Origin of the sequence: Streptomyces sp. NPDC094143, from assembly GCF_040303825.1 — a bacterium.
Classification (GTDB): Bacteria; Actinomycetota; Actinomycetes; order Streptomycetales; family Streptomycetaceae; genus Streptomyces.
This window is the reverse complement of sequence record NZ_JBEOTZ010000002.1, coordinates 439,398-461,104: the sequence shown is the minus strand read 5'-3', so window position 1 is coordinate 461,104 and position 21,707 is coordinate 439,398. Positions and strand designations below refer to the sequence as shown.

The following is a 21,707-nucleotide window of genomic DNA, read 5'->3' as shown; positions in this document are numbered from 1 at the left end:
CTGGGAGGTTGGTAGCCAGCAACACCAACCCGCCCTCATCTACGAGCCACGTTCAAGGCTGCCGAGTACGACCAGTTAAACAACTCCCCTGAGGGCTGCAGTACAGCAGCGGAGTACAGTAACCACCCCCACCGCAGCCAACCTCCGATGCACACAAGTGGCCTTCCGAGCAGCCCACCAGACCTGGTTGCCCCTTCAGCCAGTAGATTCGGGACGAAGAGGTCGTGCCAGACCCGTGCCAGATCCAGCAGGGAACCACGGGGAACACCGGGGAACCAGCCGACCTCCCACCAGGCGCCGACACCGGTTCGCCGCAGGTCAGCCCAGCAGCAAGCCCCAGATGCCCTTAGCTTCCCAAGCTGAGAGCGCGAGTTCGATTCTCGTCACCCGCTCCACGAAGAAGGCCCAGGTCAGCGACCTGGGCCGTTTTGCTGTCCGGGGTGATCACTGGCCGCGTGCCAGGTGTACGCCAGATCGCCCGGCAGGGCCGCGCATCTGTTTCCACAGGCTGTGGACACAGATGCGGCGCGCACCCGCTCGCCGCGGCGGTGTGCCGGACCAGGCCGACAGCCTGAGTCGGGTGCTTCGCGCGTGCCAGGACGTGGGCCTGCACGCGGACAACGCCCCACCGACACAGTGGGAACACGTGCAGGCAGAGGAGCACCACCGACGTACTGACCCGCGTGCGCCCGCATCGCCTGAGTCCGCCGACCGTGCGCTCTGCTCTGTGCCGGTTACCTGGCACACGCTGGATGCCCGGACGCGAAGCGAACCACCGGGGGTGGACACACCGTGGGTGAGTGGAAGCAAGGCAAGTGCGGTTGGCCGACGGCGGCCGGGGGTCGCTGTCAGAACAAGACGCTGAAGGGCACGTCACGTTGCTACCGCCATCAGGGTGACTGGACGAAGCGTGGCCAGGCCGAGCTGAAGAAGCGTGCAAGCAGGCGTCGCAAGAAGTGACCGAGCGCGGTCCGAGACCTCTGGGCGACCGCTCGCAGCCTTCTGCCGAGCAGCGGACAGCGGTTCAGGCCAGGCCGTGCCGGGCCCCATGACGTGGTCATCGTCCACTGCGAGGGTTTCCGCCTCGGGCCGGGCCGGGTGATGGATCAGGTAGTCCACCCCTCGTTCTCCGTCGACGTTGCGGTAGACGACGTGGATGGTGCGGCCCGAGCGCAGAGGCACGCGGAACACCGGCCACTCGTTCGGCGGACAGTGCGTGAGTCAGCTCCACGGCCGGCCGCGTCCCAGTCCGCATCGAACGCAGCCCGTTGCGCGTCCTCCCCGCGCAAGCAGGTACCGAGGTGCACCGGCCAGAACATGGGGTCGTCCGGATGCCTCGGCGAGGCGCCATCACGGCTGTCCGCCCAGGTCAGTGGCCCGGACGCCTGCCGGGGAACCTGACCGTCGTCTCGCATGGCGCCGCGGGCCGGGCACCTCCCGCGGCCGGCCTTCGGCAGGTCCGGTCGGGCGAAGCGCCGCTGCGGAAGCGCCGTCGTCCCCGCATGGAGACCCGAGGGCGGCCCCAGGTGCCCCGTGCCGGCGAGGGTGAGGGTGAGTCGCCGGGGCGTGCCGTGCCGCTGTCGAGGCGGCGGTCCGGTCGGCGGAGTGTCATCGTGAGGCGGCCGCGGATTGACGCCCGACGCGGAGGTTCCCATGCTGGTGGTGAGGGGGCCTGCGAAAGGACCGCGGTCGTGAGTGGTCGGCACAGTGAGCTACCCCGGCTGCTGACGGCAGCGGAGACGGCGGCGCCGGTCGACGCCGCCGACGTGGTCGCGGAGGACCTGCGACGGCGTTTCCGGGCGACGAGGGTCTCCTTCCTCGTGGTGGATCTCACCGGGAGGGCCGTGGCACGGCTGTCGACCGCGCCTGCGTCGGGAGACCGGGAGGCGGAACGGATCCCGTTGTTCGGCAGCGTCTACGAAGAGGTGATCCGCACCCAGCGCCTGTATCACAAGGCGACGGACCAGGGGCACCGGGTGATCATGCCGGTGACCAACCGGGGCGACGCGATGGGCCTGCTGGAGCTGCTCCTGCCGGTCGACCCCGGCGAGGACGTCCTGGCGGAGGTCGGGGAAGCCGCCCATGTCCTGGCGTACATCGTGATCGCCAACGGGCGCTTCACGGATCTCTACACCTGGGGCAAGCGCTCCGTGCCGCCCACCCTGGCAGCGGAGATCCAGTACCAGCTCCTGCCCCCGTCGCTGTCCTGCGAGGCCGCGCAGTTCACGCTGTGCGGCAACCTGGAGCCCTCCGAGAGCCTCAGCGGCGACACCTTCGACTACACCCTGGACCGCGACACCCTGCATGTGTCGGTGACCGACCCCATGGGCCACGACACCGCTGCCGCCCTGGCCGCCACGATCCTGGTGAGCGCTCTGCGCGGCGCCCGCCGCGCGGGGGCCGGCCTGGCCGAGCAGGCCCGCCGGGCCGACCAGGCGCTGGCCGACCACGGGCACGGTCACGCCACGGGGCAGCTGCTGCGCATCCATCTGCGCACCGGGCAAGCACGGTTCGTCAACGCCGGCCACCCGTGGCCACTGCGCCTGCGCGAAGGGGCCGCGGAGGTGGTGACCTGCGAGGTGGATCATCCCTTCGGCCTCTCCGCGCTCGCGTCCCGCCCCTACCGCGTCCAGGATCTCGACCTGCGTCCCGGCGACCGTCTGCTCCTGTTCACCGACGGCATGGTCGAACGTCATGGCGGCAAGGTCGACCTCGCCGCCCTGCTGAAGCACACCCGGGACCTGCACCCGCGGGAGGCCGTGCTGGAGCTGACGTCAGCGGTCCGGGACGCCGCAGGCGGCACGCTCGAGGACGACGCCACCGTCGTGTGCCTGGACTGGCACGGACCCCACGAGACGCAGCGGCACGTCAGCTCCGGGGCGGACACCGCCCAGGCATCCGCCGCCCGCGAGAGACACCAGCCGTGACCAGGGCACTCCCTCGGGCGGTGTCACCCTTTCGAAGGGAGCCGAGGGGACGCGGCCTCCGGGCGGCCCCGGGTGTCCTTCCGCTCGGCGGGATGCGCGACCGGGTGCTTCGAGGCGAGTGCGTCGCCGGGTCCGCCCTGCGCCGGGACGGTTCCGGCGTCTGCCGCCCGTACCGGTGCCGGCTCGCCGCCGTCCGTTCGCCGCAGCACGCGCCGGCCGAGGCGCGGCAGAAGGACGTAGAAGCGGTCGGGAAGGAACACCGCGTCGGCGACGATCATCGCCCCGGAGAACAGTGGCAGCCCCATGAGTACGGCGATGCCGATGTGCATGCCCAGCAGCAGGGTGAGAACGGGGTACTTGAGCCTGCCGAACAGCACGAACGGGAAGGCCACCTGCAGGAGAACGGTGAGGTAACCGGCGACGGCGATCACGAGCGCGTGCTCGTCGACGAAGTCCGAGAGCACCGGCCAGGGACGGAAGAGTTCGAGGTTCAGGGCGTAGTGGAGAGCGGTCCCGTTGCCCCAGGTGCTGCCCTGCACCTTGTACAGGCCGGCTGATCCGTAGAGCAGACAGACCTGCGCCGCGATGAGGAACATGCCGCAGTTGTGCACGACCGTGACCAGGACGTCCCGGGCGTCGAGCAGTCGCCGGGTGAGGGAGTGGCCCGACGGTCGCGGCGCACGGTCGGCAGGGACGGGTTTCGCCCTCTTTCTCCGCGCGTCCAGGGACCAGCACCGGCCGCAGGCGGTCAGGACGAGGTAGAGGGCCATCAGCAGGATCAGGTTGTCGCCCCCGTCCGTCATGAAGATCGCGCGGGCGTGGAAGGAGGTCACCACGACGGCGAAGAGGACGGACATGAGGCGGGTCCGCCAGCCCAGCACGAACAGCGCGGACGTGACGAGGGCCAGCCCGTAGCAGAGCTCGAGGAAGGCCCGGCTGTCGGACAGGACCAGGACGCTGACCCAGCCCGTCTGCTCGAAGAGCTCGCGGGCCAGAGCGGGCGTCCAGGCGGAACCGGGGCCCCAGATCTCGTGCCGGTGCGGGAACTCCCGCAGCAGGAAGGTGAGGTAGAGCAGCCCGTAGCCGATGCGCAGCACCGCCGCGGCGTACAGGGACACCGGCCGCCCGGTCAGGAGGTGCCACCCCGCGGTGATCCGTTCGCCGAGCCATGTGCCGACGACGGAAAGGGCCGTCCTGCGCGTCTCATTCGGCATGCCTGGTCACCTTCCACCACGGCAGGAGCCGGTTCTCGGACGGCTTCGGCGGACGAGTGCCGGCCCGTGCCCCGGGCGCGGCGACGGGCAGTGTGACGACGCGGAGCTGGACGAAGTCGAACGTGTCGCCTCTGTGGGCGGCGAGGCGGTCCGCGGCGATGTTGGTCAGATACGTCCGCATCATCACGGCGCGTTCCGTGCGCGCCGTGTCGTCGCCTCCGTGCGAGTCGACGTAGCCGGACCAGGCGCGACGCAGCATGTTCTGTGCCGTGTGGCTCGGGAACACATGATGTTCGACCGCGGAGCCGTCCACGGCGGTGAGATCGAACCAGGGGCTCACCTCGAGCGACCCGTCGGCACCGGTGTGGGCGGTTCTCGCCAGAATCTGCCGGTTGACGGATTCCGGGTCCGGGGCGAAAAGCCGCCAATTCTGTTCGAAGAAGGGGAACACCCATGCATTGATCTGTGAGCCGTATCGCTTGGACACGGGGTTGGCCGGTGCCACGTGGAGAAACACCAGAAGCACGTGCACGACACTCGCCACCACGCACAGAACGACCATGGCGCACAGCCCTGTTCTGAGGGCTCGGGCGCCTTTCGGCAACGTGGGCGGAGCGGCCGTGGCGTCCGGACGTTCCCGCACATCCGGACCGGACTCGGAGTGCCGGATTTCCTTCAGGTCCGCTGCGTCGATTCCGCTCGACATCGCCTGCCGCCTTTCTCGCATCAGCCGGCCACGCCGGGCGGCGCGCGGCGGAGTCGAGGAGATTCCGCCGCGCGCCGTCATCGGGTGAGCGGGCCGACCGTGGTGCGTTGCCTAGCCGTCGTGGCGCTTGGAGTGGTCGTCGCCCTCGTGCTCCTTGGGCGTCCCGGCGTGGCCGTAGCTCTCGTGGGGCCGGTTTCCGTAGCCGTAGTGCTCGTGGGGCCGCTTGCCGTGGTCGGAGTCGTCGCCGTGACCGGGCTTGCCGTGACCGGGCTTGCCATGGCCGTGTCCGCCGCCGTGGCCCGGCTTGCCCGGCTTGTCGCCGTGGCCCGGCTTGCCCGGGCCATGGCCACCGCCGTTCCCGCCGCCGTTCCCGCCGTGTCCGCCGCCGTTCCCGCCGTGTCCGCCGCCGTTCCCGCCGTGTCCGCCGCCGTTCCCGCCGGTGGTGTTGCCGGCCGTGTTGCCCCCGATGTTGCCCTCGGTGTTGCCGGCCGTGTGGCCCGCGGTGTTGCCCGCGATATTGCCGGCCGTGTTGCCCGCGGTGTTGCCCGAGGTGATGCCGGGTGAGGCGATGGGGCCGCCGATGAGACCGCCGGTGACGAGACCGCCGCCGAGCAGCCCTCCGCCGGTCGTACCCGCGGTGGTTCCGGTGGTCGTGCCCGTGGTGGTTCCGGTGGTCGTGCCGGTGGTGGTGCCACCCGCCGTGGCGCCCGCGCATCCGCCGAGGAAGATCCTGTTGTTGTCGAGCGTCACGGAGCCGTTACGCGCCAGCGCGCGGCCTTCGATGGTCGTCCCCGTCGTCACGCTGATCGAGGTCAGCGCCATGATGGTGCCGACGAAGACGGAGTTGGTGCCGAGGGTGGCCGAACTCCCGACCTGCCAGAACACGTTGCACGCCGAGGCGCCGTTCGTGAGGAGGATCTGGCTGGACGACGCCGTGATCAGGGTGGAAGGGATCTGGAAGATCCAGACGGCGTTGGGGTCTCCGTGGGCGTCCAGGGTCAGGGTGCCGTTGATCTGGACACCGCCGGATTCACGGGTGTAGACACCGGGGTCCAGAGTCTGGCCCGCACCGATCACCGAACCGAGTGCGAAGTCCTGTGCCTGGCCCGCCGCGTTGTTGTACGCCTGGACCAGGTCGGCCTTGGCCTGGAAGGCCTGGGCGTCCGCGCGATGCACCGCGCCGCGCACCTCGCCGGGCGGGAATCCGGTCACGGCCGGGTTGGGGGCGGTCCCGAGGTCGTTGTAGAGCACGGTCGGGCCGGTGTTGGTCACCCCCTCGCCGGCCAGAACGGAGTAACTGGCCGCTGTTCCGAGGCCGGGCGCCGTGGCGATGGCCAGTGCCGGGGTCGGCGTCACGGCGACCATCACGGCGGCGACCGTCGCAGCGAGGACCGACGCCAGCACGCCGGACAGGGAACGCCGGTCAGCCGCTTGTGGGATCTTCAGCTTCATCTGAAAGGCCAATCCTGTGAGGACCGTGGTGTACCGGGCCATACCGATCACCCGGGAGCCCTGTTGCTCTTACGCAGCGGCATATTACGCAGAAATATCCATGCAGCCGACGGACACAAGCGCGAAGAATTTCCGATCATTCGGACAGCGCACAGCGCTGGGAAAATAACTTGAATCGAATTCCTGGGGCCGGATGCAGCATTATCCCTACCGGCGCTTCCGGGCCCCGTGTGTTTCCCTCGCCAGTCCGGTGAACCTCGAACCACGCCGCTCAAAGGCACTCGGGGCTGTCAGGTCCGCACCCGATTGTTCTTCGGGACCGTGCGCCATGCACCCCTCACACGCCGACTCCCCCCATGCCGCGACACGGCACCCATGCGGTGTCCGTGCGGCGTGTCGCGTCCCCGCACAGAAAGCGGGCGTCCGGCGGTCGCGGCGGTCGTCGGGGCGGTGACGGCACCTCGCGGCGGCTCGGACGCCCGGGCCTCGATCGGCTCACCGGTCAGCGCAGCCGGTCCCCCCTGGCCCGTCGCCGGTCGTCGCGGATGCGGTCCTGGCGGTCCCGGCGGCGGAAGAAGTCGCCCGGTTCGATATCGCCCTCCATGAGCCGCCCGATCACGAGACCGACGATGCCCAGCCCCAGCACCAGCAGGAAGGCCCAGAAATCACCGAAGTACGCGGCGAACCCCAGCGCCATCCCCGCGATCAGACCCACCACGCTTCTGCTCATCACGCGCTCCCTTCCACGCCCCGGCCGATCCGGTCCCCCGCTCGGGTCCGGACGTGCTCCGGCCGTCCCTACTCTTCCCGGCTCAGAGCTCTCCGGATGAGCAGGAAGGCCGCGACGGCGACCGAGGCGATCCCGATGAGGATCAGCAACGCCCCCAGGACGATCAGGACCGTCCCGACCAGCATCAGCATCGCTCCCACCAGGATCAACAGTGTCCCGATGACGAGAAGAAACGCCGCGAGGACGGTCATGGCTGCCTCCTGCCCTCACTCGACTCTGACTCCCCCTGGTCCGCTTTGCAAACAATTCAGGACGAAACCGCTCCGAGCGGCCCTCCGCGTCGACGTTCGGTGCCCGCGCCGTGTGAGACCCGCCCCGCAGGGAACTCCCGTGAAGAGGAGGGCCTGCGCGGCCGTCGGCCGGCGAAGCAGTCAGCGCGGCCCCGTCCGCGGTCCCGCCGCAGGGGTGCCCCGGGGCGCGTCATCTTCCCTCCCGGAGAGAGTGTCACCATCATGACCAGCAACACCACGGTCCACCCCCGGCCCGCACAGGCGTCCGGCAGCGACTTCGCCCGACTGTCCGCAAAGATCTCCGAAGCCGGGCTGATGGGGCGCCGCCCCGGCTACTACGCCCTGCGGATCACGGTCGTGACCGGCCTGTACATCGGCGGCTGGGCGGCCGTCGCGCTCCTCGGCGACAGTTGGTGGACCCTGGCGGTCGCCGCTTTCCTTGCCGTCGTGTTCGGCCAGGTCGCCCTGCTCGCGCACGACGCGGCCCACCGCCAGGTGTTCCGCCGGCGCCGGGCCAGCGAGACGTCCGGACGGATGGCGGGTGCCGGTATCGGCATGAGCTACGGCTGGTGGCAGGACAAGCACACCCGCCACCACGCCAACCCCAACCACGAGGAACTCGACCCCGACCTCGACCCCGACCTGCTGGTCTGGTCCCAGGACCAGGCCCGGGCCGCCAAGGGGCTGCCCCGCCTGATCGGCCGCTGGCAGGCGTTCCTGTTCTTCCCGCTCCTGACACTGGAGGGCTTCAACCTCCATGTGTCGAGCGTGAGGGCGCTGGCCAACCGCTCGCTCAAGCACCGAGGGCTCGACGGGGTGCTGCTGTTCGGGCACTTCGCCGTCTACCTGAGCGTCCTGTTCTGGCTGCTGCCGCCCGGCATGGCGTTCGCCTTCCTCGCCGTCCACCAGTGCCTGTTCGGCGTCTACCTCGGCTCCCTCTTCGCGCCCAACCACAAGGGCATGCCGATCCTGAAGGGCGAGGAGCGCCCGGACTTCCTGCGCCGCCAGGTGCTCACCTCGCGCAACGTCAACGGCGGCCGGCTCACCGACATCGCCCTGGGCGGGCTGAACCACCAGATCGAGCACCACCTGTTCCCCAGCATGCCCAGCCCCAACCTGCGCAAGGCCCGGACCGTCGTCCGGCGCTACTGCGAGGAACTGGGCGTGGAGTACGTGGAGACCGGGCTGATCACCTCCTACCGGCTGGCCCTCGGCAGTCTCCATCGGGCGGGGGCACCGCTCCGGGGCACCCGGACCCCCGCGTAGACGGCGGGGGAGGCGGCTCCCGGACGCCCGGTCGACCCTGGAGGCCGTCCTCGGGGCGGACGAGCTGACCTGTTCGCGCACGCCGAGTTCGGTGTTGACGCGGTCGGCCACCGGCACGACCGACCTCCTGCATCATCGCCCGCTGGCTGATCAGCGCGTCGCTGCCCTCGCACGCCGAGCAAGCCGAGCCAGGGTCAGGGTGCCGAGCCAGGGTCAGGGTGAAGAACGCGGCCGGGAGGCGCGCTGCCGTCACGGTGCACCACCGGCGATGGTGGGAACCCGCGGTGGCCGGGGCCGAACCCCGTGGACCTCGTGGAGCACGGAGCCCGAGCCGGTGATCCTGATCATGCGGGTCAGGATCGGCGGCGGGTGGTGCAGTCGCAGGGTCGCTCCGCCCTCGGTGGCCAGCCATGAGGCCGTGAGAAAGACGTTGAGTCCGCTGACGTCGCAGAAGGTGACGGCCGTGAGGTCGACGTCGGCGGTGCGGATGCCGTCGCGCAGGCATGCGGCGAGCGCGGTGAGCACGAGCGGGGCGGTGGCCCGGTCGATCTCGCCGGCGAGGGTGACCCGCGTACGGGTGGCCTGGTCGTACCGGTGGACGTTCAGTCGCGGGAGGGGCATTGGCTCCTCGGTTCGACGTGCGCAGCAGACGTCGGGGAGTGCGGCATGGTGGAGCCGGTGCGGTCCGGGTCCGGACTCGGGGCACGCCGCCGGTCCGCCGGCCGTCCGCCGCCGGTCCGCGTCGTGCGGTGGCGGTGAGCGGCCGGTCGGGCAACCGGGAGTGAGTGTCAGCGGGCGCTGTGCCGTCGGCCGGGTCGGCGGTGCCCGCCGTCGTGACGGTCACGGCCGCCTGCGGTGTCGCCCCCCGCGTCCCGGCCGCGGCCCGGCTTCGGAGCCGACGGGCCCGGGACAGGAATCCCGGAGCGGCCGTAGTGGAAGGCGGCGGCGCGATCACCGTGCTGGGCGTTGAGCAGGCGGATGAGGAGTGTCCCGAAGGCGATCATCGCCAGGATCACCAGCACGGTCAGGAAGGTCTGCACGGTCCTCACCTCCCCGTCGGAGAAGGCGCCGGGGGAGCGGTGACGTCCGCGGTCGAGGGACGTGCGGCCGGGTCGCGGGCCCCGTGGCCGCCTTCGGAGTCCCAGACCCCTTCCACGTCCCGGTCCGTCTCGGACACCGTCCGTTCCCCGCCCCGGTCGGTCACGGGCACCGTCCCCGGGCGCGCCGCCTCCGCCATCAACCGGCTCGCGGTCGACGTGCCCAGGGGGGCGCTCGCGGCGGCCATCAGCCAGGCCGCCGCGGCGGGACTCGTCTGCGGCGGGATCACCAGCAGGTTCCAGCGGCCCGCGCGGTACGAGAGCAACAGCAGCTCGTGCGGGTCCTGTTGGTCGAGGAACCAGCCCACCTTCACCGTGTGCCCGGCGACGGGCACCTTGCTCGGCACCACCGGCCAGTGGGTGGGGTTCACCGTGACGCGGGTGATCCGGCCCCACAGCGGGTCCAGTACGGCTGCCAGGGCGGGGAGTTCGGCCCCGAGATCGCGGGAGTGGGGCCACCACGCGCCGTCCAGCAGAGCCGGTGCGGGACCGGCGGGAGCCAGCGACAGACGCGGAGCGGACGAGGACGACGAGCGGTCGACGGCTTCGGCTGTCAGCGGAGGGGAAATGGTCGCAGTCATGACGCGGACCCTGCCCCGGACCGGCCGAGACCGGCCCGGTGTATTCGATCGCCGAAAACGACACGAGCCTGGAAGCCGGTGCGCGGAATATCCTCGGTACTCCGAGCCTACTCCTCGAATGGGCCGGACGGGCCGGACGGGCCCGACGGACCTGGGCAGCCGGTGCAGCAGCGGCCCCGTACGCCCCGGCCGGGGTCCCTCGCCCCGCAGGCGGCAGCGGGAGAGGCGCCGTGCGGCCGACGGCACGCGGCACGGTCCGCTCGTCTCCCCCGGGGAGTAGCGTGAACTCATCGGGAGCTCCCGCACACCGGCTCCGATGCCGGTGTCGCCCCCGGTGAGCGACGACACCGGGCCGCTGCCCCCGGCAGAGGCCCGGAGACGGGTTCGCATCATGTCCGTGACCGACTCCCCTGCCCCGCTCCGGGCCGTTCCCTTCCGGGCTCCGACCGCGCGCCTTGCGCTGCGGTCCGAGGAGGCTTCCGCGGGGCGCGGGGGACCGGACGGCGTGTGGTGGCCCCGTTCGCGTGACCTGCCCCGTGAGCTCTCCGCCCTGGCGGACGTGCTGGATCCGCTGTGGGGGCGGCTCGTCCGGGTCACGGTCGACCCCCGCCACTGGCAGGGCATTCCGTCCGCGGTCGTCGTCAACGGCTATGCGGTGCGGGTCGGTCGGTTCGCTTCCGGGCCGGCCGCGCACGGGATCACGCTGCTCTCCTACTCCGCGGGCCGCTGGAACCTCCTCGTCATCCCTCCGGAGACCGAATCCCCCTCGGCCGCCCGGCTGATGACCACCGTGAGCGCGGCCACCGCCCCGTCCACAGCCGCGCGTTCGTGACCTGCTCCTCGCGATGCCGCGCCCGCGGTCCTCGTGTCGCCCGTGCGGGCGGGTGTCCCGCAGGGGACCATCGGGGGGTCGAAGTGTCGGCTCGGTGGACGCCGACACGCCCGCGGTCTTCGAGGGGAGGCCGCCATGACGGAGGACGGCGTGGTGGAGGATGCGGTGCCCGGTGCGCAAGGGCGGGGGCGGGGGCGGTCGCGGCCGGCTGCCGGGCCGGAGTTCTGGCGGCAGGTCGTCGAGCAACTGAGCACGGCCCTGATGGTGGTGGACCCGGCCGGACAGGTCCTCGCCGTCAACCCGGCCGCCGAACGGCTGCTGGGCCGGGACGCCGCCACCTTACGCGGGCAGGACGCACACGAACTGCTGCACCGTGAGGCGGACGGCGGCACCCTCCTGCGGGAGCAGTGCCCGCTGCTGCGGGCGCTGGTCGAGGGAACTCCCTCGCGGGGGGACGGCGACAGGTACCGGCGCGGTGACGGCCGTCTGATCTCGCTCTCCTGGTCCGCTTCCCCCCTGACGGAGGGCGGCGCCGTCCAGGGCATGGCCGTGCTGTTCAGCGATGTCACGGGCGACCGCAGCGCACGCCGGGCACGTGCGGCCTACACGAGCGCCCTGGAGGACCTCAACGAACGGCTGACGCTGGTCGCGGAGATCACCGACGTACTGGGCCAGACCCTGGAGACCGACGAGGCCCTGGCCCGGCTGGGCCGCCTGCTGGTGCCCCGCCTCGCCGACTGGGCGGCGGTGGACCTGCGGACCGGTTCGGGGGAGGTCCACCGGGTGGCCGTGGCCGGGCCCGTGGGCCGGGACGCCGGGCTGGAGGGCGGGCGCGAACGCCTCCCCGAGACCGGGGAGGCCGACCCCTCCCCTCTCGTCCGGGTGCTGAACGGAGGTCACCCCGTGCTGCAGAACGAGCGGGACGAGGCGGAGACGGCGGCGCCGCCCGGCTCCCCCCTGGCCGCCCTCCACCGCGACTTCCTGCGCACGGTGCGCGCGACGTCCGCCCTCACGGTGCCGCTGGGCGCCAGGCAGCGGATCACCGGCGCCCTGACGCTGGCCCGCACCGACCCGGCCCACCCGTTCGACGCCGAGAACCTGGAAGTGGTGAGCGACATCGGCCGCCGGGTCGGCCTGGTCATCGACAACGCCCGCCGCTTCGGCCGTCAGCGCGCCGTCGCCGAGGCCATGCAGCGCAACCTGCTGGCCCCGCTGCCCCAGCCCGGCCGCCTGCGGCTGGCCGCCCGCTACCAGCCCGCCCCGGCGGGCTCCCAGGTGGGCGGCGACTGGTACGACGCCTTCGAACGGAAGGACGGCACGCTCGCGCTGGTCATCGGCGACGTCGTGGGCCACGACCTGACGGCGGCGGCCGGGATGGCCCAACTGCACGGCATCCTGCGCTCTTTGGCCTGGGACCACAGCGGCCCGCCCGGCGCCGTCGTCGACCGCCTCGACGACGCCATGCCCGCCATCACCACCGTCCCCATGGCCACCCTCGTCCTCGCCCTGCTGGAAGGCAGCCCGCACACGGGTCCGTGGACGCTGCGGTGGACCAGCGCGGGGCATCCGCCGCCCCTGCTGCTGACCCGGGACGGACAGGCCCGCTACCTCGAAGCGGGGCAGGGGCTGCTCCTGGGCACCCCTCCGGGCACCGGCGGAGGCGGCCGGCCGGACGCCGCACAGCCCCTGCCGCCGGGCTCCACCCTGATCCTCTACACCGACGGCCTGATCGAGATCCCCGGCAGCGACCTGGACACCGGCCTCGCCCGCCTGCGCCGCCACGCCCTGGCCCTCGCCGACGCCCCGCTGGACACCCTGTGCGACCACCTGCTCGCCCGGATGCCGCCGGGCAGCACCGACGACGTGGCACTGCTCGCCCTGCGCCTGCCGATGCCGTGACGGGCGACGGGTGACGGGCAGCGGGCGGCGGGCGCTCAGGCTCGGAGGAGCAGGACGCGGAACGGGCTGCGCGCGAACGCGTACGGCCGAGGCGTGTCGCCTTCGACGCACCGCCACCCCCAGGACCGCAGCGCCTCGGTGGCCCTGCTGTCGGAGCGGCTCACCAGCATGACACCGAGCGCGGCACCGTGGTCGGTGAGCAGCCGCTGCTGCAGGCGCCGGGCGAGGTTCCAGGGGCGGCCCTGGTTCTCTCTGCGCACGCGAGGCGGAACGAGTATCACGGAGACGACGAAGAGGCGTCCGGAGGCGGCGGTGCGGAGCAGGCTCTCCGGCAGGTGCCCGTCGAACCCCTCCCACCAGGGTCCGTCGCCGCGCACGGGGAAGCCGTAGGCACAGCCGGTCAGTTCCGTGGACTCCGCGATCACCAGCTCGAATCCCGGGCGCCGCAGGTCCGCCGCCAGCCGTCGCAGGAAGGCGCTGCGGGCCTGGTTCCACGCCCAGGGGCCGCCGCCCGAGGTCTGCGCGTACAGGTCGCCCAGCTCTCCCGACCGGTCCTCGATCTGACCTCGGGTCAACTCACGGACCCGTTCGCCCGCGCGGGGCGACGAGCCTCGCTCCGGCCCCGGCCGACGCTGCTTCGGTGTACCGGGCCGGTGCGGTCGCCCGGGGAGTTCGGTGGTGGCCGGCGGAACCGGGACGTTCACGGTCATGGGACCAGCCCTGCCCCGGGCGCGGGCGGACCCGGCCCGGTGTCGTCGGTCACCGAGGGCGGCACCGGTGTCGGAGCCGGTGCGAAGGAGCTCCCGGTGCCTCCACCGTACTCCCGGCCGCGCAGGCCCCGCGGCGGGCGGCGGGGGCGGACGGGACCCGGAACCGTGGGGCGGGGCGGGCCTTCGCTGCCGCCGGCCGGGGCCGTACGGGGCAACGGAGTACGGTGGACGTACTGAGGGCATGTCGCACACCGGCTTCCGCGCCGGTCTCGTTCTCGGTGCGACACACTCGCCGGCAGGCCCGCCGCACCGCGAGGCCTCCCGAGACAGGTCGGCACGATGCCCTCGGCCCCCCAGCCCGTCAGCGTTCCCCCGCCGCGCCCCTCGGCGCCGGTGTCCTCCCGCCCCGCCCGTCCTCCTCGGCCCTCCCGCCCCCGCCCTGGCGGGGCGACCGGCGCCGGGCGGGACCTTCGTGCCGCCGGCCCGCGGCCGGAACCCGACCCGCGCAGAACCGTTCTGCTGTTCTTCACCACCGGGGCCGTCTCCCCCTGGCGCGGCGAGCCCGTGCGTCCGGCCGGCTGACCGGCCGGCGCGACCGCACCACCACCGCCCGGCCCGGCCCCGCTGCATGCCCCGTACCCGTCGACCGGCTCAGCGGCCGGGGACCGCCGCGCCCGGCCCGAACCAGACGCCTCACCGGCCCGAAGGACTCGTCGTGACCACCACAGCACCATCACCGCCCACCGGCCCTCACCTCCGCCTGCGCCTCGCGCCCGACAGTCCGCTGCCGCGCCGGCTCGACGGTGTGTGGTGGCCCCGCTCCTACGACCTGCCGGCGGAGCTGCCGCAGCTGCTCGCCGGGCTGCCGCGCGCCTGGGGTCACATCGCCGGCGTCACGGTGAACGGGGCGGCCTGGTCGGCGGCACCGGACCGGATGCTCGTGTGCGACAAGGTCGTGCGCCTGCGCCAGGTCGCGGCACGGCGTGCCCCGGGCACCATCATCCTGCTCTCCCCCGGCCACGGCCGCTGGGACCTTCTGGTCGTGCCGCCCGACACCGCCGAGGAGGACGCCGAGCCGCTCATGACCACCGCGCTGAGCGCCCGCGCCTGAGGGTGGACTCGCCGGTGGCGGTGCGGGCGCCCCTCACAGGGCCGCGCTCCCGGATCCCCCGGTGTCGATGAGGATCTGTTCCGCCCCGGTGAGGTTGCCGCTCCTGACCGCCTGGGCCATGGCGGCGTGCGCGGTCTCGGGTGTCGCGTCCGGCGGGACCACCAGCAACGAGAGGATGTCCTCGTCCGCCCTGGTGATCAGGACGGTGTCGTCACCGACCGCGAACGAGTCGATGTGCACCACAGCCTCGTCGACGACGATCCGCGTCGGGAGCCCTTCCCAGGCCGCGGCGTCCAGCCCCACGCGGACGACGGGACCGAGGTGTGCGGTGAGGGCCTTGACCAGGGCGGGCAGCTCGGCACCGATGTCCCGGGACCGCGGCCACCACGCCCCGTCGAGGACGCCCTCGCGCGACTCGGTCGTCTCCAGCCGGAGCAGTGCGCTCCCCGGCCGCACGCCGGTGAGACCGGAACTCGGCTCGGGGCGCGTTCCAGGGGGTGTGTCGGAGTCGACCATGATGAGCCGCCCGTCTTCGAGGTTCGGCGTGTCCGGGGAGCCTGGAGGGGATCGGAGGGTGCCCTCACCACGCTACTCCGCGTGGCGGGTGGAACGGGCATCCGACGGAGCCCGGCGGCCGGCGTCCGGACCGGGGCGGTGCCACGTTGACACGGATCATCGCCGGACGTTGACTGGCAGCAGGGCGCAGGGCCGTGAAGGGCAGGGCCGGCCGGGTCTCCGGCAGCCCGAAGCAGGGCCGCCGAGAAGACCGAGGGCGTCTTCGGGCGGCGACCCCCATCTCGACGAAACGGTGCACACGACGATGTACGACCAGACACGCGCCCAGCAACCCGCCGACCGGACCCCGGGCCCCGCCGGACGCCGCGCCCAGGGACCGGAGCTGCTGCTCCCGCCCGGCGAACGGGACAGGATCGCCCAGCGCCTCGGACATGCCGTCAACACCTTCGCGGACGCCCCCGGCGAGGCCCTGGCGGAGGCCGAGAGCGCTTTCGACGAAGCGACCGCGGCGCTGGTCGACGCCCTGGCGGAACGGCGGCGCGTCCTGCGCGCGGTGTGGCAGGACCAGGACACCGAGACCCGGTCCGCCGAACTCCGGGTCGCCCTGCGGGAGTACCGGGAGATCACCGGGCGGCTGCTGCGCACATGAGCGGCGCGGTGCCGCGGCCGCGCGCCTTCCGACGGCCGCCGCCGCTCGTCCGATGCGTGACGGCGGCCGTCCGAGGCTCCCCGCGCGGCCGGCTCCCCCTGCTCGGGTGCGCGATCGGGAGCCGTGAGCCCCGCAGCGGACCGTGCGACGGCACACGGGAGGTGACCGTGCCGGTCCCACGACGAGGGGAAGCGGGAGGAGGCGAGCACGGGAGCCGCCCGCGACGGGCGACGAGACCTGCTGCTCGCGAACGTTGCGCATCGGTCCTTGCCCGGGCTCGGGCGCGGACAGCCCTCGGGCTGCCGGACGGCGTGCGTTCCGACCGGAACCCGTGCACGGCGGACAGCCGCGAGACCAGGTGCGCTTGCTATGGGTGAGAACCCTTCGGCGGAAGTGGCCCGGACTCCGCCTCACCCGTTTCCGGTTGGCGATCACAGGCCCGGGGCATCACGAGGGGGCAGGCCCGGCCGGACAGGACGTTCCGCGGCCGGGCGAGCGGTCACGGCCAGGGTGGTCGGGTGACCCAGGAGGGGAAGTGATCCGCCATGCGTACGCATCGGCGTACCCATCGGCGTTCCGCACGAGTCGAGTACCACCTGCCGGACGAGGCCCAGTCGGCGCGCAGGGCAAGGACGTTGACCGCACAGTTCCTGGCCCGGCCGGCTCTGCGGGCGGGGGGACTCGACGCCGAGCACATCGGTGACGCGGCCCTCATCGTCTCGGAGCTGGTCACCAACGCCACGCGGCACGGGGGCAGTTGCCGCCTGTGCCTGCACGTGTCCGAGACCCAGGTGACCGTCGAGGTCTACGACGGCAGCCCCGGGCGGCCCGACGTACGGCCGCTGACGACGTGGAGCGAGAGCGGGCGGGGCCTCGCCATGGTGCGGTGCCTGGCACAGCGCCTCGACATCGCCCGGGTCGCCGGGGGCGGCAACAGAGTGCGCGCGGTGCTGGCCCTGTGACCGGTCCGGGCGTCGCACGGCGCCCCGGCGGCGTTCAGACCGGTTCCGGCTGGGGTTCCGGACGGTGGGCGGGGGCGGGGGCCGGGTCCCAGCGTTTCGTCGTCCGTATGTAGCCGTAGATCACCGACGTCATCGCCAGGATGAGGAGCGGGCCGGACATCTCCGGGTACCGGGCCATCTCCATCGGCAGGTAGCGGTACGAGAGGAGGAGCGCGAGGAAGATCGTCGTGCCGTAGGCGACCAGCTGGATGCCGGAGCGGTCCCAGCCCCGGTCGGCGGCGCGCAGGGCCCCCTCGACCGTGAGGGCGAAGACCACGCCGGCGATGAGGTCCACGCCGTAGTGGTAGCCGAAGCCCAGGGTCGCGGTGAGGGTCGCGGCCAGCCAGAACGTGCCCGCGTAGCGGAGGAGCCGGGGGGCCCTGCGGGTGTGGATGTAGATGGCGAGGGCCCAGGCCGTGTGCAGGCTGGGCATGCAGTTGCGCGGGGTGATCCCGTCGTAGGTCATGGGGAGCGGGGTGGTGACCGGCGGCAGGGTGTGGGGCCACAGGTCGGCCACCGCCCATTCCACGCCGCCGGTGCCGGAGGCGCCCGGGCCGTAGGCGAAGACCGGGCCGACGACCGGGAAGATCATGTAGACGCCCGGGCCGAGGAGTCCGATCAGCAGGAACGTGCGGACCAGGTGGTGGCGCGGGAAGCGGCGCTCGGTGACGACGTTGCGCAGCTGGTGGCAGGCGACGACGACCGCGGCCACGGCCAGTTGCGCGTAGACGAGCTGCAGGAGGTGCGGCCCCACGGGGGCGGTGGCGCCGAGCAGCCGGCCCACCAGCCACGACGGGTCGCCCAGGGCGTGGTCGGCGGTGGCCACGTACTGGTCGAGGACGGTCGGGCGGGTCTTCGACGTGATGAACAGCCAGGTGTCGCCGATCTTGCGGGCGGCCACCAGCAGCAGGCCCAGGCCGACGCCCTTGAGGAGCAGGACGCGTTCGGGGCCGGTGCGGCGGGTGAGGGCGATGACGGCGGTGCCCAGCATCACCCACAGCGCGCCCGTGCCGAAGGAGACGCCTTCGGGTATCTCGGCACCGGCCGCCCAGCGGACGAGCGCCAGGAAGGTGTCGATGCCGAGCGCCGCGCCGGCCGCGAGGAACCGCTGCCGCCAGGTCAGCACCACCATCATCAGCGCCAGACCGCCGTAGAGCGGGCCCGACTTGGGGGCGAGGACCAGGGCCTGCAGCTGGTTGGTGATCGGGCCCGGTTCGCCGTAGTGGCGGGCGGCGGCCTCCAGGGCGACGAGGAATCCGCACACCACCACACCCGCCGCGGTCCACAGCACCGCGCGCCCGTGGCGCCACGCGATCCACGCACTCATGCCGCTCATCCGCTCATCCGCGAAGACACCCGCGATGCTCCAGTTTTTGATCGTTTGATGAGATCGAACATGTTATCGGAGGGCCGCCGACGAGTGGCCGGAACGGCGGGAACGGCGGGAACGGCCGCGACGGCGCGACGAGGACAGCTCGCGGCGACAGCACGCGGCTTCCGCAGTCGATCATGAACCGAACAACTGCTACGATCCGGCCACTCACCTGGGGGGGTGTCCGAAACGCCGGCGGCGCAGGCGCATGACCTGCGGCGCGACGGCGCGCGCACACGCCTGCCCCCGCCATGCCTACATCCCCAAAGAGGTCCTGCATGGGCAGACGCGCGCTCGTTCGAGGCGCCACCGCCGTCACCGTTTCCCTCACGCTCGCCGTCGGTCTCGGCTCGCTGACCGCCGGGAGCGCGCACGGCGAGACGGTAGCCGCAGAGGTGATCGTGCCGGCCACCACGGCCGCCGTCCCCTGGACCAGCCTGCTGAGCGCGGGACCCTCCGGGTTCCTGCGCTACGAGCAGGGACGCGGTCACCTCTGGACGAGCTACGACGGCGCCGACACGGTCGTCGACCCGTCCGGCTGGGACTCGTACGGCACCACGGCGTCCGGCGCGGGCACGGACGTCGTCGCCCGCTACGACCAGACGGCCAGGACCGTCACGCTGCGCGACATGACCTCCGGCGAGGTCCGCGAGGTCGCCCTGCCCGACGGGCACACGTACTTCAGCACCCTCGGGTCGACGGTCGTGACGACCACGGGGACCGCGGGCACGAGCACGGTGCTGCATCTGCTGGACCCGCGGGACGACGGCTCGGTCGCCGACCGCACGGTGACGGGCCTGCCCTCCGGCAGCCACCTGTGGCACTCGTCGCTGGGCGACGCGCACGGGCAGATCGTGCGGTACCGCACCGGCGACGACGAGTTCACCGGCTGGCTCGACGTCGCGCAGGGGCGGCTGACGACGCTGCCGTACGAGGTGAAGGCGTGGTACTCCCTCGTCTCGCTCAGCGCCACCCACCTGGTGTGGTGGCACAACGGCACCCTGTTCACCGTCCCGCGCGAGAACCTGACCGCCACTCCGCGGACCATGCCGCTCGCCGACGTCGGGCAGGTGCTGGGCCTGGTCGGCGACTCCGTCATCGTGTCCCGGTACGACGCGTCCTTCGGCCGCAGCAGCACTCACCTCCCGGTCTGGCGGGCCGACGCCGTCCCGCTCGACGGCTCGGCGCCCCGGACGATCCTGGCCCGGACGTCGCGGCAGGCCATGCCGACCCCGGACGGCGGGCTGCTGCTGCCGGGCGGCACGGACCCGGACCACTGGGGCGTCTCCCTCGTCGAGGCGGCGGCGGGCGGCGGGGTCACCGTGCGCCGGGTCGCGGACGCGAACCCGCGGCGGGCCGCCCACACGGTCTCCCGGCTGACCTACGCCCAGGGCCTGCTGACCACCGTGGAGGAGGACCCCGCCGGGGAGTGGACGTATCTGCACACCCGGGAGACCGGCGTGACCGGCTCCCCCACGGCGGGCACGCGCACCAAGCGCGGCCGCCTCGACCTGGTGCCCTACGGCGATGCCGGCCCGCGCCTGGCCGACACCGGTGACGGCCGCACGATCGTCTCCGGCTACGGCGAGGACACCGCCGCGCAGCCCCGCCTCCTCGGGCCCGCCCAGTCGCTGCCCGGCACCCGGATCGACAGCTCCCGCAGGTACGAGCCGGTGACCGCCGCCAGTGGCCGTTTCGCCGCGCTGACCGGTTCCCACGACAGCGCCGAAGCGGGGCAGACGCGGGTCGTCGACCTCGACTCCGGGCGCACGGTGTACACGACGACGGAGCGGGTGGAGGCGCTGTGGGGCACCACGGCGTGGCTGTCGTACGGCAGCAACGCCGTGATCCCGGTCGACCTGCTGACCGGGCGCGAGGGCGAGCCGGTGTCGTTCGGGCGCGGGTGCCTGCTGGAGAACTTCCAGGCGGTCGGTCACCTGCTGCTGTGGCACTGCGTGCTCAACTCGGAGGGCCTGGGCGTGTACGACACGGTCACGAAGCAGAAGACGACGCTCGTCTCCGGCGACGTCTGGGGACAGGCGCAGCTCGGTGACGGCTTCGTCGCGTTGTCCGACGAAGGGCAGCTCAAGGTGATCGACGTGCGCGGCGGGACGCCGGTGACGCGCACCGCCGGGGCGTTCGAGGGCAACGCCCTCCACTCCTGGGACGTCGACCCCTACACCGGTGTGATCGCGCAGCTCCGCTCCGATAATTCCATCCGCCTGACCCCCAGCGGCGTCCCCGTCTCGCCCCTCGTGCAGCGGGACGCCACCGTCGCCGCCTCGGTGGACGTCAAGGGCGGTGCGGCGCAGTGGGGCCCGAAGTGGTGGCTGAACAAGCCGGCGGCCTCCTGGAAGCTGGTGATCGCCGGCAAGGCCACCGGGGCGGCCGTGCGCACCCTCTCGGGCGGTCAGGCGCGCGGTGTGGTGGCACCGGCGTGGAACGGCAAGGACGGCGCCGGACGGCTGGTGCCCAACGGTGCCTACACCTGGACGCTGACCGTCACCCCGGCCGACGGGCAGGGCGCGGCGCTGACCAGGACGGGCACGGTCAAGGTCACCGGCGCGGCGCCGGCGTGGCGCGACTTCACCGGGTCGGACGGCTTCGGCGAACTGCTGACGCTCAACGGCTCGGGCGGGCTGACGTACCAGTACGGCACCGGGACCGGGGTGTTCACCGGGAAGACGACGGGCTCGGGGTGGCCGACGACCGTGAAGGCGGTGCCGTTCGGCGACCTGAACGGGGACCGGTGCAACGACGTGCTGGTGCGGTTCGGCAGCGGGGCGCTGCGCGCCTACCGGCCGGGGTGCGGCAAGGCGGTGACCCCGTCGACCGCGTACACCTCGCTGGGCACGTCCGGCTGGACCCAGTACGACGTGCTGACCTCGCCGGGTGACGTCAGCGGTGACGGGCGCGCGGACCTGATCGCCCGCCAGGCCACGACCGGGGACGTCTACCTCTACAAGGCGACGAGCACGGGGAAGCTCGCCACGCGGGTGAAGATCGCGTCCAAGTGGACGGGCTACAGGAAGGTCCTGAGCGCCGGCGACCTCAACGGCGACGGCCACGGCGACCTGCTCGCGCAGGACAGGTCGAACGAGCTGTGGCGCTACGACGGCACGGGCGCGGGCGGTTTCAAGGCCCGGGTGAAGGTGTTCGACGACTGGGGCGCTTCCTACGACACGGTCGTGGGCGTCGGCGACCTCACCGGCGACGGCCGGGCCGACCTGGTCTCCCGCGACTCCTCGGGCAACGCCTGGCGCAACAACGGCAACGGCAAGGGCTCCTTCGGCGGCCGCACGAAGATCGCGACCGGGTGGCAGGGGTACAAGGGGCTGTTCTGACGGCAGTCAT

Annotated in this window: 19 protein-coding genes; 8 read left to right on the top strand and 11 right to left on the bottom strand. The window is 72.6% G+C overall.

The window, feature by feature from the left end:
* The first annotated feature begins 1,691 nt into the window (after positions 1 to 1,691).
* Positions 1,692 to 2,927, top strand: coding sequence for a PP2C family protein-serine/threonine phosphatase (locus tag ABTZ58_RS04715; protein WP_351350365.1), 1,236 nt, complete (start codon positions 1,692 to 1,694; stop codon positions 2,925 to 2,927).
* Positions 2,928 to 2,950: 23 nt separating this feature from the next.
* On the opposite strand, the gene ABTZ58_RS04710 is transcribed toward ABTZ58_RS04715, so the two are convergent.
* The 5 genes from ABTZ58_RS04710 to ABTZ58_RS04690 all read right to left on the bottom strand — a co-directional run bounded on the left by ABTZ58_RS04710 (position 2,951) and on the right by ABTZ58_RS04690 (position 7,280).
* Positions 2,951 to 4,141: an HTTM domain-containing protein gene (locus ABTZ58_RS04710; RefSeq protein ID WP_351350363.1), complete on the bottom strand. Its 1,191-nt coding sequence runs from the start codon at positions 4,139 to 4,141 to the stop codon at positions 2,951 to 2,953.
* Positions 4,131 to 4,847, bottom strand: a complete 717-nt coding sequence (locus ABTZ58_RS04705) for a DUF5819 family protein (protein ID WP_351350361.1) — start codon at positions 4,845 to 4,847, stop codon at positions 4,131 to 4,133. The genes ABTZ58_RS04710 and ABTZ58_RS04705 overlap by 11 nt, the downstream gene beginning before the upstream one ends.
* A gap of 111 nt (positions 4,848 to 4,958) precedes the next feature.
* Positions 4,959 to 6,299 carry an ice-binding family protein gene (locus ABTZ58_RS04700; protein ID WP_351350359.1) on the bottom strand — a complete coding sequence of 447 codons (1,341 nt, stop codon included), beginning with the start codon at positions 6,297 to 6,299 and terminating at the stop codon, positions 4,959 to 4,961.
* Positions 6,300 to 6,801: 502 nt separating this feature from the next.
* Positions 6,802 to 7,029: a hypothetical protein gene (locus ABTZ58_RS04695; RefSeq protein WP_351350357.1), complete on the bottom strand. Its 228-nt coding sequence runs from the start codon at positions 7,027 to 7,029 to the stop codon at positions 6,802 to 6,804.
* Between the two features lie 68 nt (positions 7,030 to 7,097).
* Positions 7,098 to 7,280 carry a hypothetical protein gene (locus ABTZ58_RS04690; protein WP_351350355.1) on the bottom strand — a complete coding sequence of 61 codons (183 nt, stop codon included), beginning with the start codon at positions 7,278 to 7,280 and terminating at the stop codon, positions 7,098 to 7,100.
* A gap of 261 nt (positions 7,281 to 7,541) precedes the next feature.
* On the opposite strand from ABTZ58_RS04690, the gene ABTZ58_RS04685 reads away from it, so the two are divergent.
* Positions 7,542 to 8,585, top strand: a complete 1,044-nt coding sequence (locus ABTZ58_RS04685; RefSeq protein WP_351350353.1) for a fatty acid desaturase family protein — start codon at positions 7,542 to 7,544, stop codon at positions 8,583 to 8,585.
* Between the two features lie 249 nt (positions 8,586 to 8,834).
* On the opposite strand, the gene ABTZ58_RS04680 is transcribed toward ABTZ58_RS04685, so the two are convergent.
* The 3 genes from ABTZ58_RS04680 to ABTZ58_RS04670 form a co-directional block, all read right to left on the bottom strand.
* On the bottom strand, positions 8,835 to 9,206 hold the full coding sequence (locus ABTZ58_RS04680; RefSeq protein ID WP_351350351.1) for an STAS domain-containing protein: 372 nt from the start codon (positions 9,204 to 9,206) through the stop codon (positions 8,835 to 8,837).
* A gap of 167 nt (positions 9,207 to 9,373) precedes the next feature.
* Positions 9,374 to 9,625, bottom strand: coding sequence for a hypothetical protein (locus ABTZ58_RS04675; RefSeq protein WP_351350349.1), 252 nt, complete (start codon positions 9,623 to 9,625; stop codon positions 9,374 to 9,376).
* 5 nt (positions 9,626 to 9,630) lie between these two features.
* The gene (locus tag ABTZ58_RS04670) at positions 9,631 to 10,263 is read right to left on the bottom strand and encodes a DUF5994 family protein (RefSeq protein ID WP_351350347.1); all 633 of its coding nucleotides are present in this window, start codon (positions 10,261 to 10,263) and stop codon (positions 9,631 to 9,633) included.
* Positions 10,264 to 10,579: 316 nt separating this feature from the next.
* Between ABTZ58_RS04670 and ABTZ58_RS04665 the strand changes: the two genes are divergently transcribed.
* Positions 10,580 to 11,095 carry a DUF5994 family protein gene (locus ABTZ58_RS04665; RefSeq protein WP_351350345.1) on the top strand — a complete coding sequence of 172 codons (516 nt, stop codon included), beginning with the start codon at positions 10,580 to 10,582 and terminating at the stop codon, positions 11,093 to 11,095.
* 135 nt (positions 11,096 to 11,230) lie between these two features.
* Positions 11,231 to 12,994, top strand: coding sequence for a SpoIIE family protein phosphatase (locus ABTZ58_RS04660; RefSeq protein WP_351350343.1), 1,764 nt, complete (start codon positions 11,231 to 11,233; stop codon positions 12,992 to 12,994).
* A gap of 35 nt (positions 12,995 to 13,029) precedes the next feature.
* On the opposite strand, the gene ABTZ58_RS04655 is transcribed toward ABTZ58_RS04660, so the two are convergent.
* The gene (locus ABTZ58_RS04655; protein ID WP_351350341.1) at positions 13,030 to 13,569 is read right to left on the bottom strand and encodes a hypothetical protein; all 540 of its coding nucleotides are present in this window, start codon (positions 13,567 to 13,569) and stop codon (positions 13,030 to 13,032) included.
* 850 nt (positions 13,570 to 14,419) lie between these two features.
* Here ABTZ58_RS04655 and ABTZ58_RS04650 point away from each other — a divergent pair.
* The gene (locus ABTZ58_RS04650; RefSeq protein ID WP_351350339.1) at positions 14,420 to 14,815 is read left to right on the top strand and encodes a DUF5994 family protein; all 396 of its coding nucleotides are present in this window, start codon (positions 14,420 to 14,422) and stop codon (positions 14,813 to 14,815) included.
* A gap of 33 nt (positions 14,816 to 14,848) precedes the next feature.
* Here ABTZ58_RS04650 and ABTZ58_RS04645 read toward each other — a convergent pair whose 3' ends face one another.
* Positions 14,849 to 15,331 carry a DUF5994 family protein gene (locus ABTZ58_RS04645; protein WP_351350337.1) on the bottom strand — a complete coding sequence of 161 codons (483 nt, stop codon included), beginning with the start codon at positions 15,329 to 15,331 and terminating at the stop codon, positions 14,849 to 14,851.
* A gap of 304 nt (positions 15,332 to 15,635) precedes the next feature.
* On the opposite strand from ABTZ58_RS04645, the gene ABTZ58_RS04640 reads away from it, so the two are divergent.
* Positions 15,636 to 15,980 (top strand): hypothetical protein, encoded by a 345-nt coding sequence (locus ABTZ58_RS04640; protein ID WP_351350335.1) that lies wholly within the window; start codon positions 15,636 to 15,638, stop codon positions 15,978 to 15,980.
* A 635-nt stretch (positions 15,981 to 16,615) separates the two neighbouring features.
* The gene (locus tag ABTZ58_RS04635) at positions 16,616 to 16,942 is read left to right on the top strand and encodes an ATP-binding protein (RefSeq protein WP_351350333.1); all 327 of its coding nucleotides are present in this window, start codon (positions 16,616 to 16,618) and stop codon (positions 16,940 to 16,942) included.
* 34 nt (positions 16,943 to 16,976) lie between these two features.
* Here ABTZ58_RS04635 and ABTZ58_RS04630 read toward each other — a convergent pair whose 3' ends face one another.
* On the bottom strand, positions 16,977 to 18,308 hold the full coding sequence (locus tag ABTZ58_RS04630; RefSeq protein ID WP_351350331.1) for a phosphatase PAP2 family protein: 1,332 nt from the start codon (positions 18,306 to 18,308) through the stop codon (positions 16,977 to 16,979).
* A 323-nt stretch (positions 18,309 to 18,631) separates the two neighbouring features.
* Here ABTZ58_RS04630 and ABTZ58_RS04625 point away from each other — a divergent pair, with 323 nt between their 5' ends.
* A complete protein-coding gene (locus ABTZ58_RS04625) occupies positions 18,632 to 21,697 on the top strand; it encodes an FG-GAP-like repeat-containing protein (RefSeq protein ID WP_351350329.1) in 3,066 nt (1,021 codons plus the stop codon).
* Positions 21,698 to 21,707: the final 10 nt, after the last annotated feature.

Excerpts from the sequence above, each read along its gene's own strand:
- ABTZ58_RS04710 (WP_351350363.1), bottom strand. The coding sequence starts at position 4,141 with ATGCCGAATGAGACGCGCAGGACGGCCCTTTCCGTCGTCGGCACATGG.
- ABTZ58_RS04705 (WP_351350361.1), bottom strand. The coding sequence starts at position 4,847 with ATGTCGAGCGGAATCGACGCAGCGGACCTGAAGGAAATCCGGCACTCC.
- ABTZ58_RS04700 (WP_351350359.1), bottom strand. The coding sequence starts at position 6,299 with ATGAAGCTGAAGATCCCACAAGCGGCTGACCGGCGTTCCCTGTCCGGC.
- ABTZ58_RS04695 (WP_351350357.1), bottom strand. The coding sequence starts at position 7,029 with ATGAGCAGAAGCGTGGTGGGTCTGATCGCGGGGATGGCGCTGGGGTTC.
- ABTZ58_RS04690 (WP_351350355.1), bottom strand. The coding sequence starts at position 7,280 with ATGACCGTCCTCGCGGCGTTTCTTCTCGTCATCGGGACACTGTTGATC.
- ABTZ58_RS04685 (WP_351350353.1), top strand. The coding sequence starts at position 7,542 with ATGACCAGCAACACCACGGTCCACCCCCGGCCCGCACAGGCGTCCGGC.
- ABTZ58_RS04680 (WP_351350351.1), bottom strand. The coding sequence starts at position 9,206 with ATGCCCCTCCCGCGACTGAACGTCCACCGGTACGACCAGGCCACCCGT.
- ABTZ58_RS04670 (WP_351350347.1), bottom strand. The coding sequence starts at position 10,263 with ATGACTGCGACCATTTCCCCTCCGCTGACAGCCGAAGCCGTCGACCGC.
- ABTZ58_RS04665 (WP_351350345.1), top strand. The coding sequence starts at position 10,580 with ATGCCGGTGTCGCCCCCGGTGAGCGACGACACCGGGCCGCTGCCCCCG.
- ABTZ58_RS04660 (WP_351350343.1), top strand. The coding sequence starts at position 11,231 with ATGACGGAGGACGGCGTGGTGGAGGATGCGGTGCCCGGTGCGCAAGGG.
- ABTZ58_RS04645 (WP_351350337.1), bottom strand. The coding sequence starts at position 15,331 with ATGGTCGACTCCGACACACCCCCTGGAACGCGCCCCGAGCCGAGTTCC.
- ABTZ58_RS04640 (WP_351350335.1), top strand. The coding sequence starts at position 15,636 with ATGTACGACCAGACACGCGCCCAGCAACCCGCCGACCGGACCCCGGGC.
- ABTZ58_RS04630 (WP_351350331.1), bottom strand. The coding sequence starts at position 18,308 with ATGAGTGCGTGGATCGCGTGGCGCCACGGGCGCGCGGTGCTGTGGACC.
- ABTZ58_RS04625 (WP_351350329.1), top strand. The coding sequence starts at position 18,632 with ATGGGCAGACGCGCGCTCGTTCGAGGCGCCACCGCCGTCACCGTTTCC.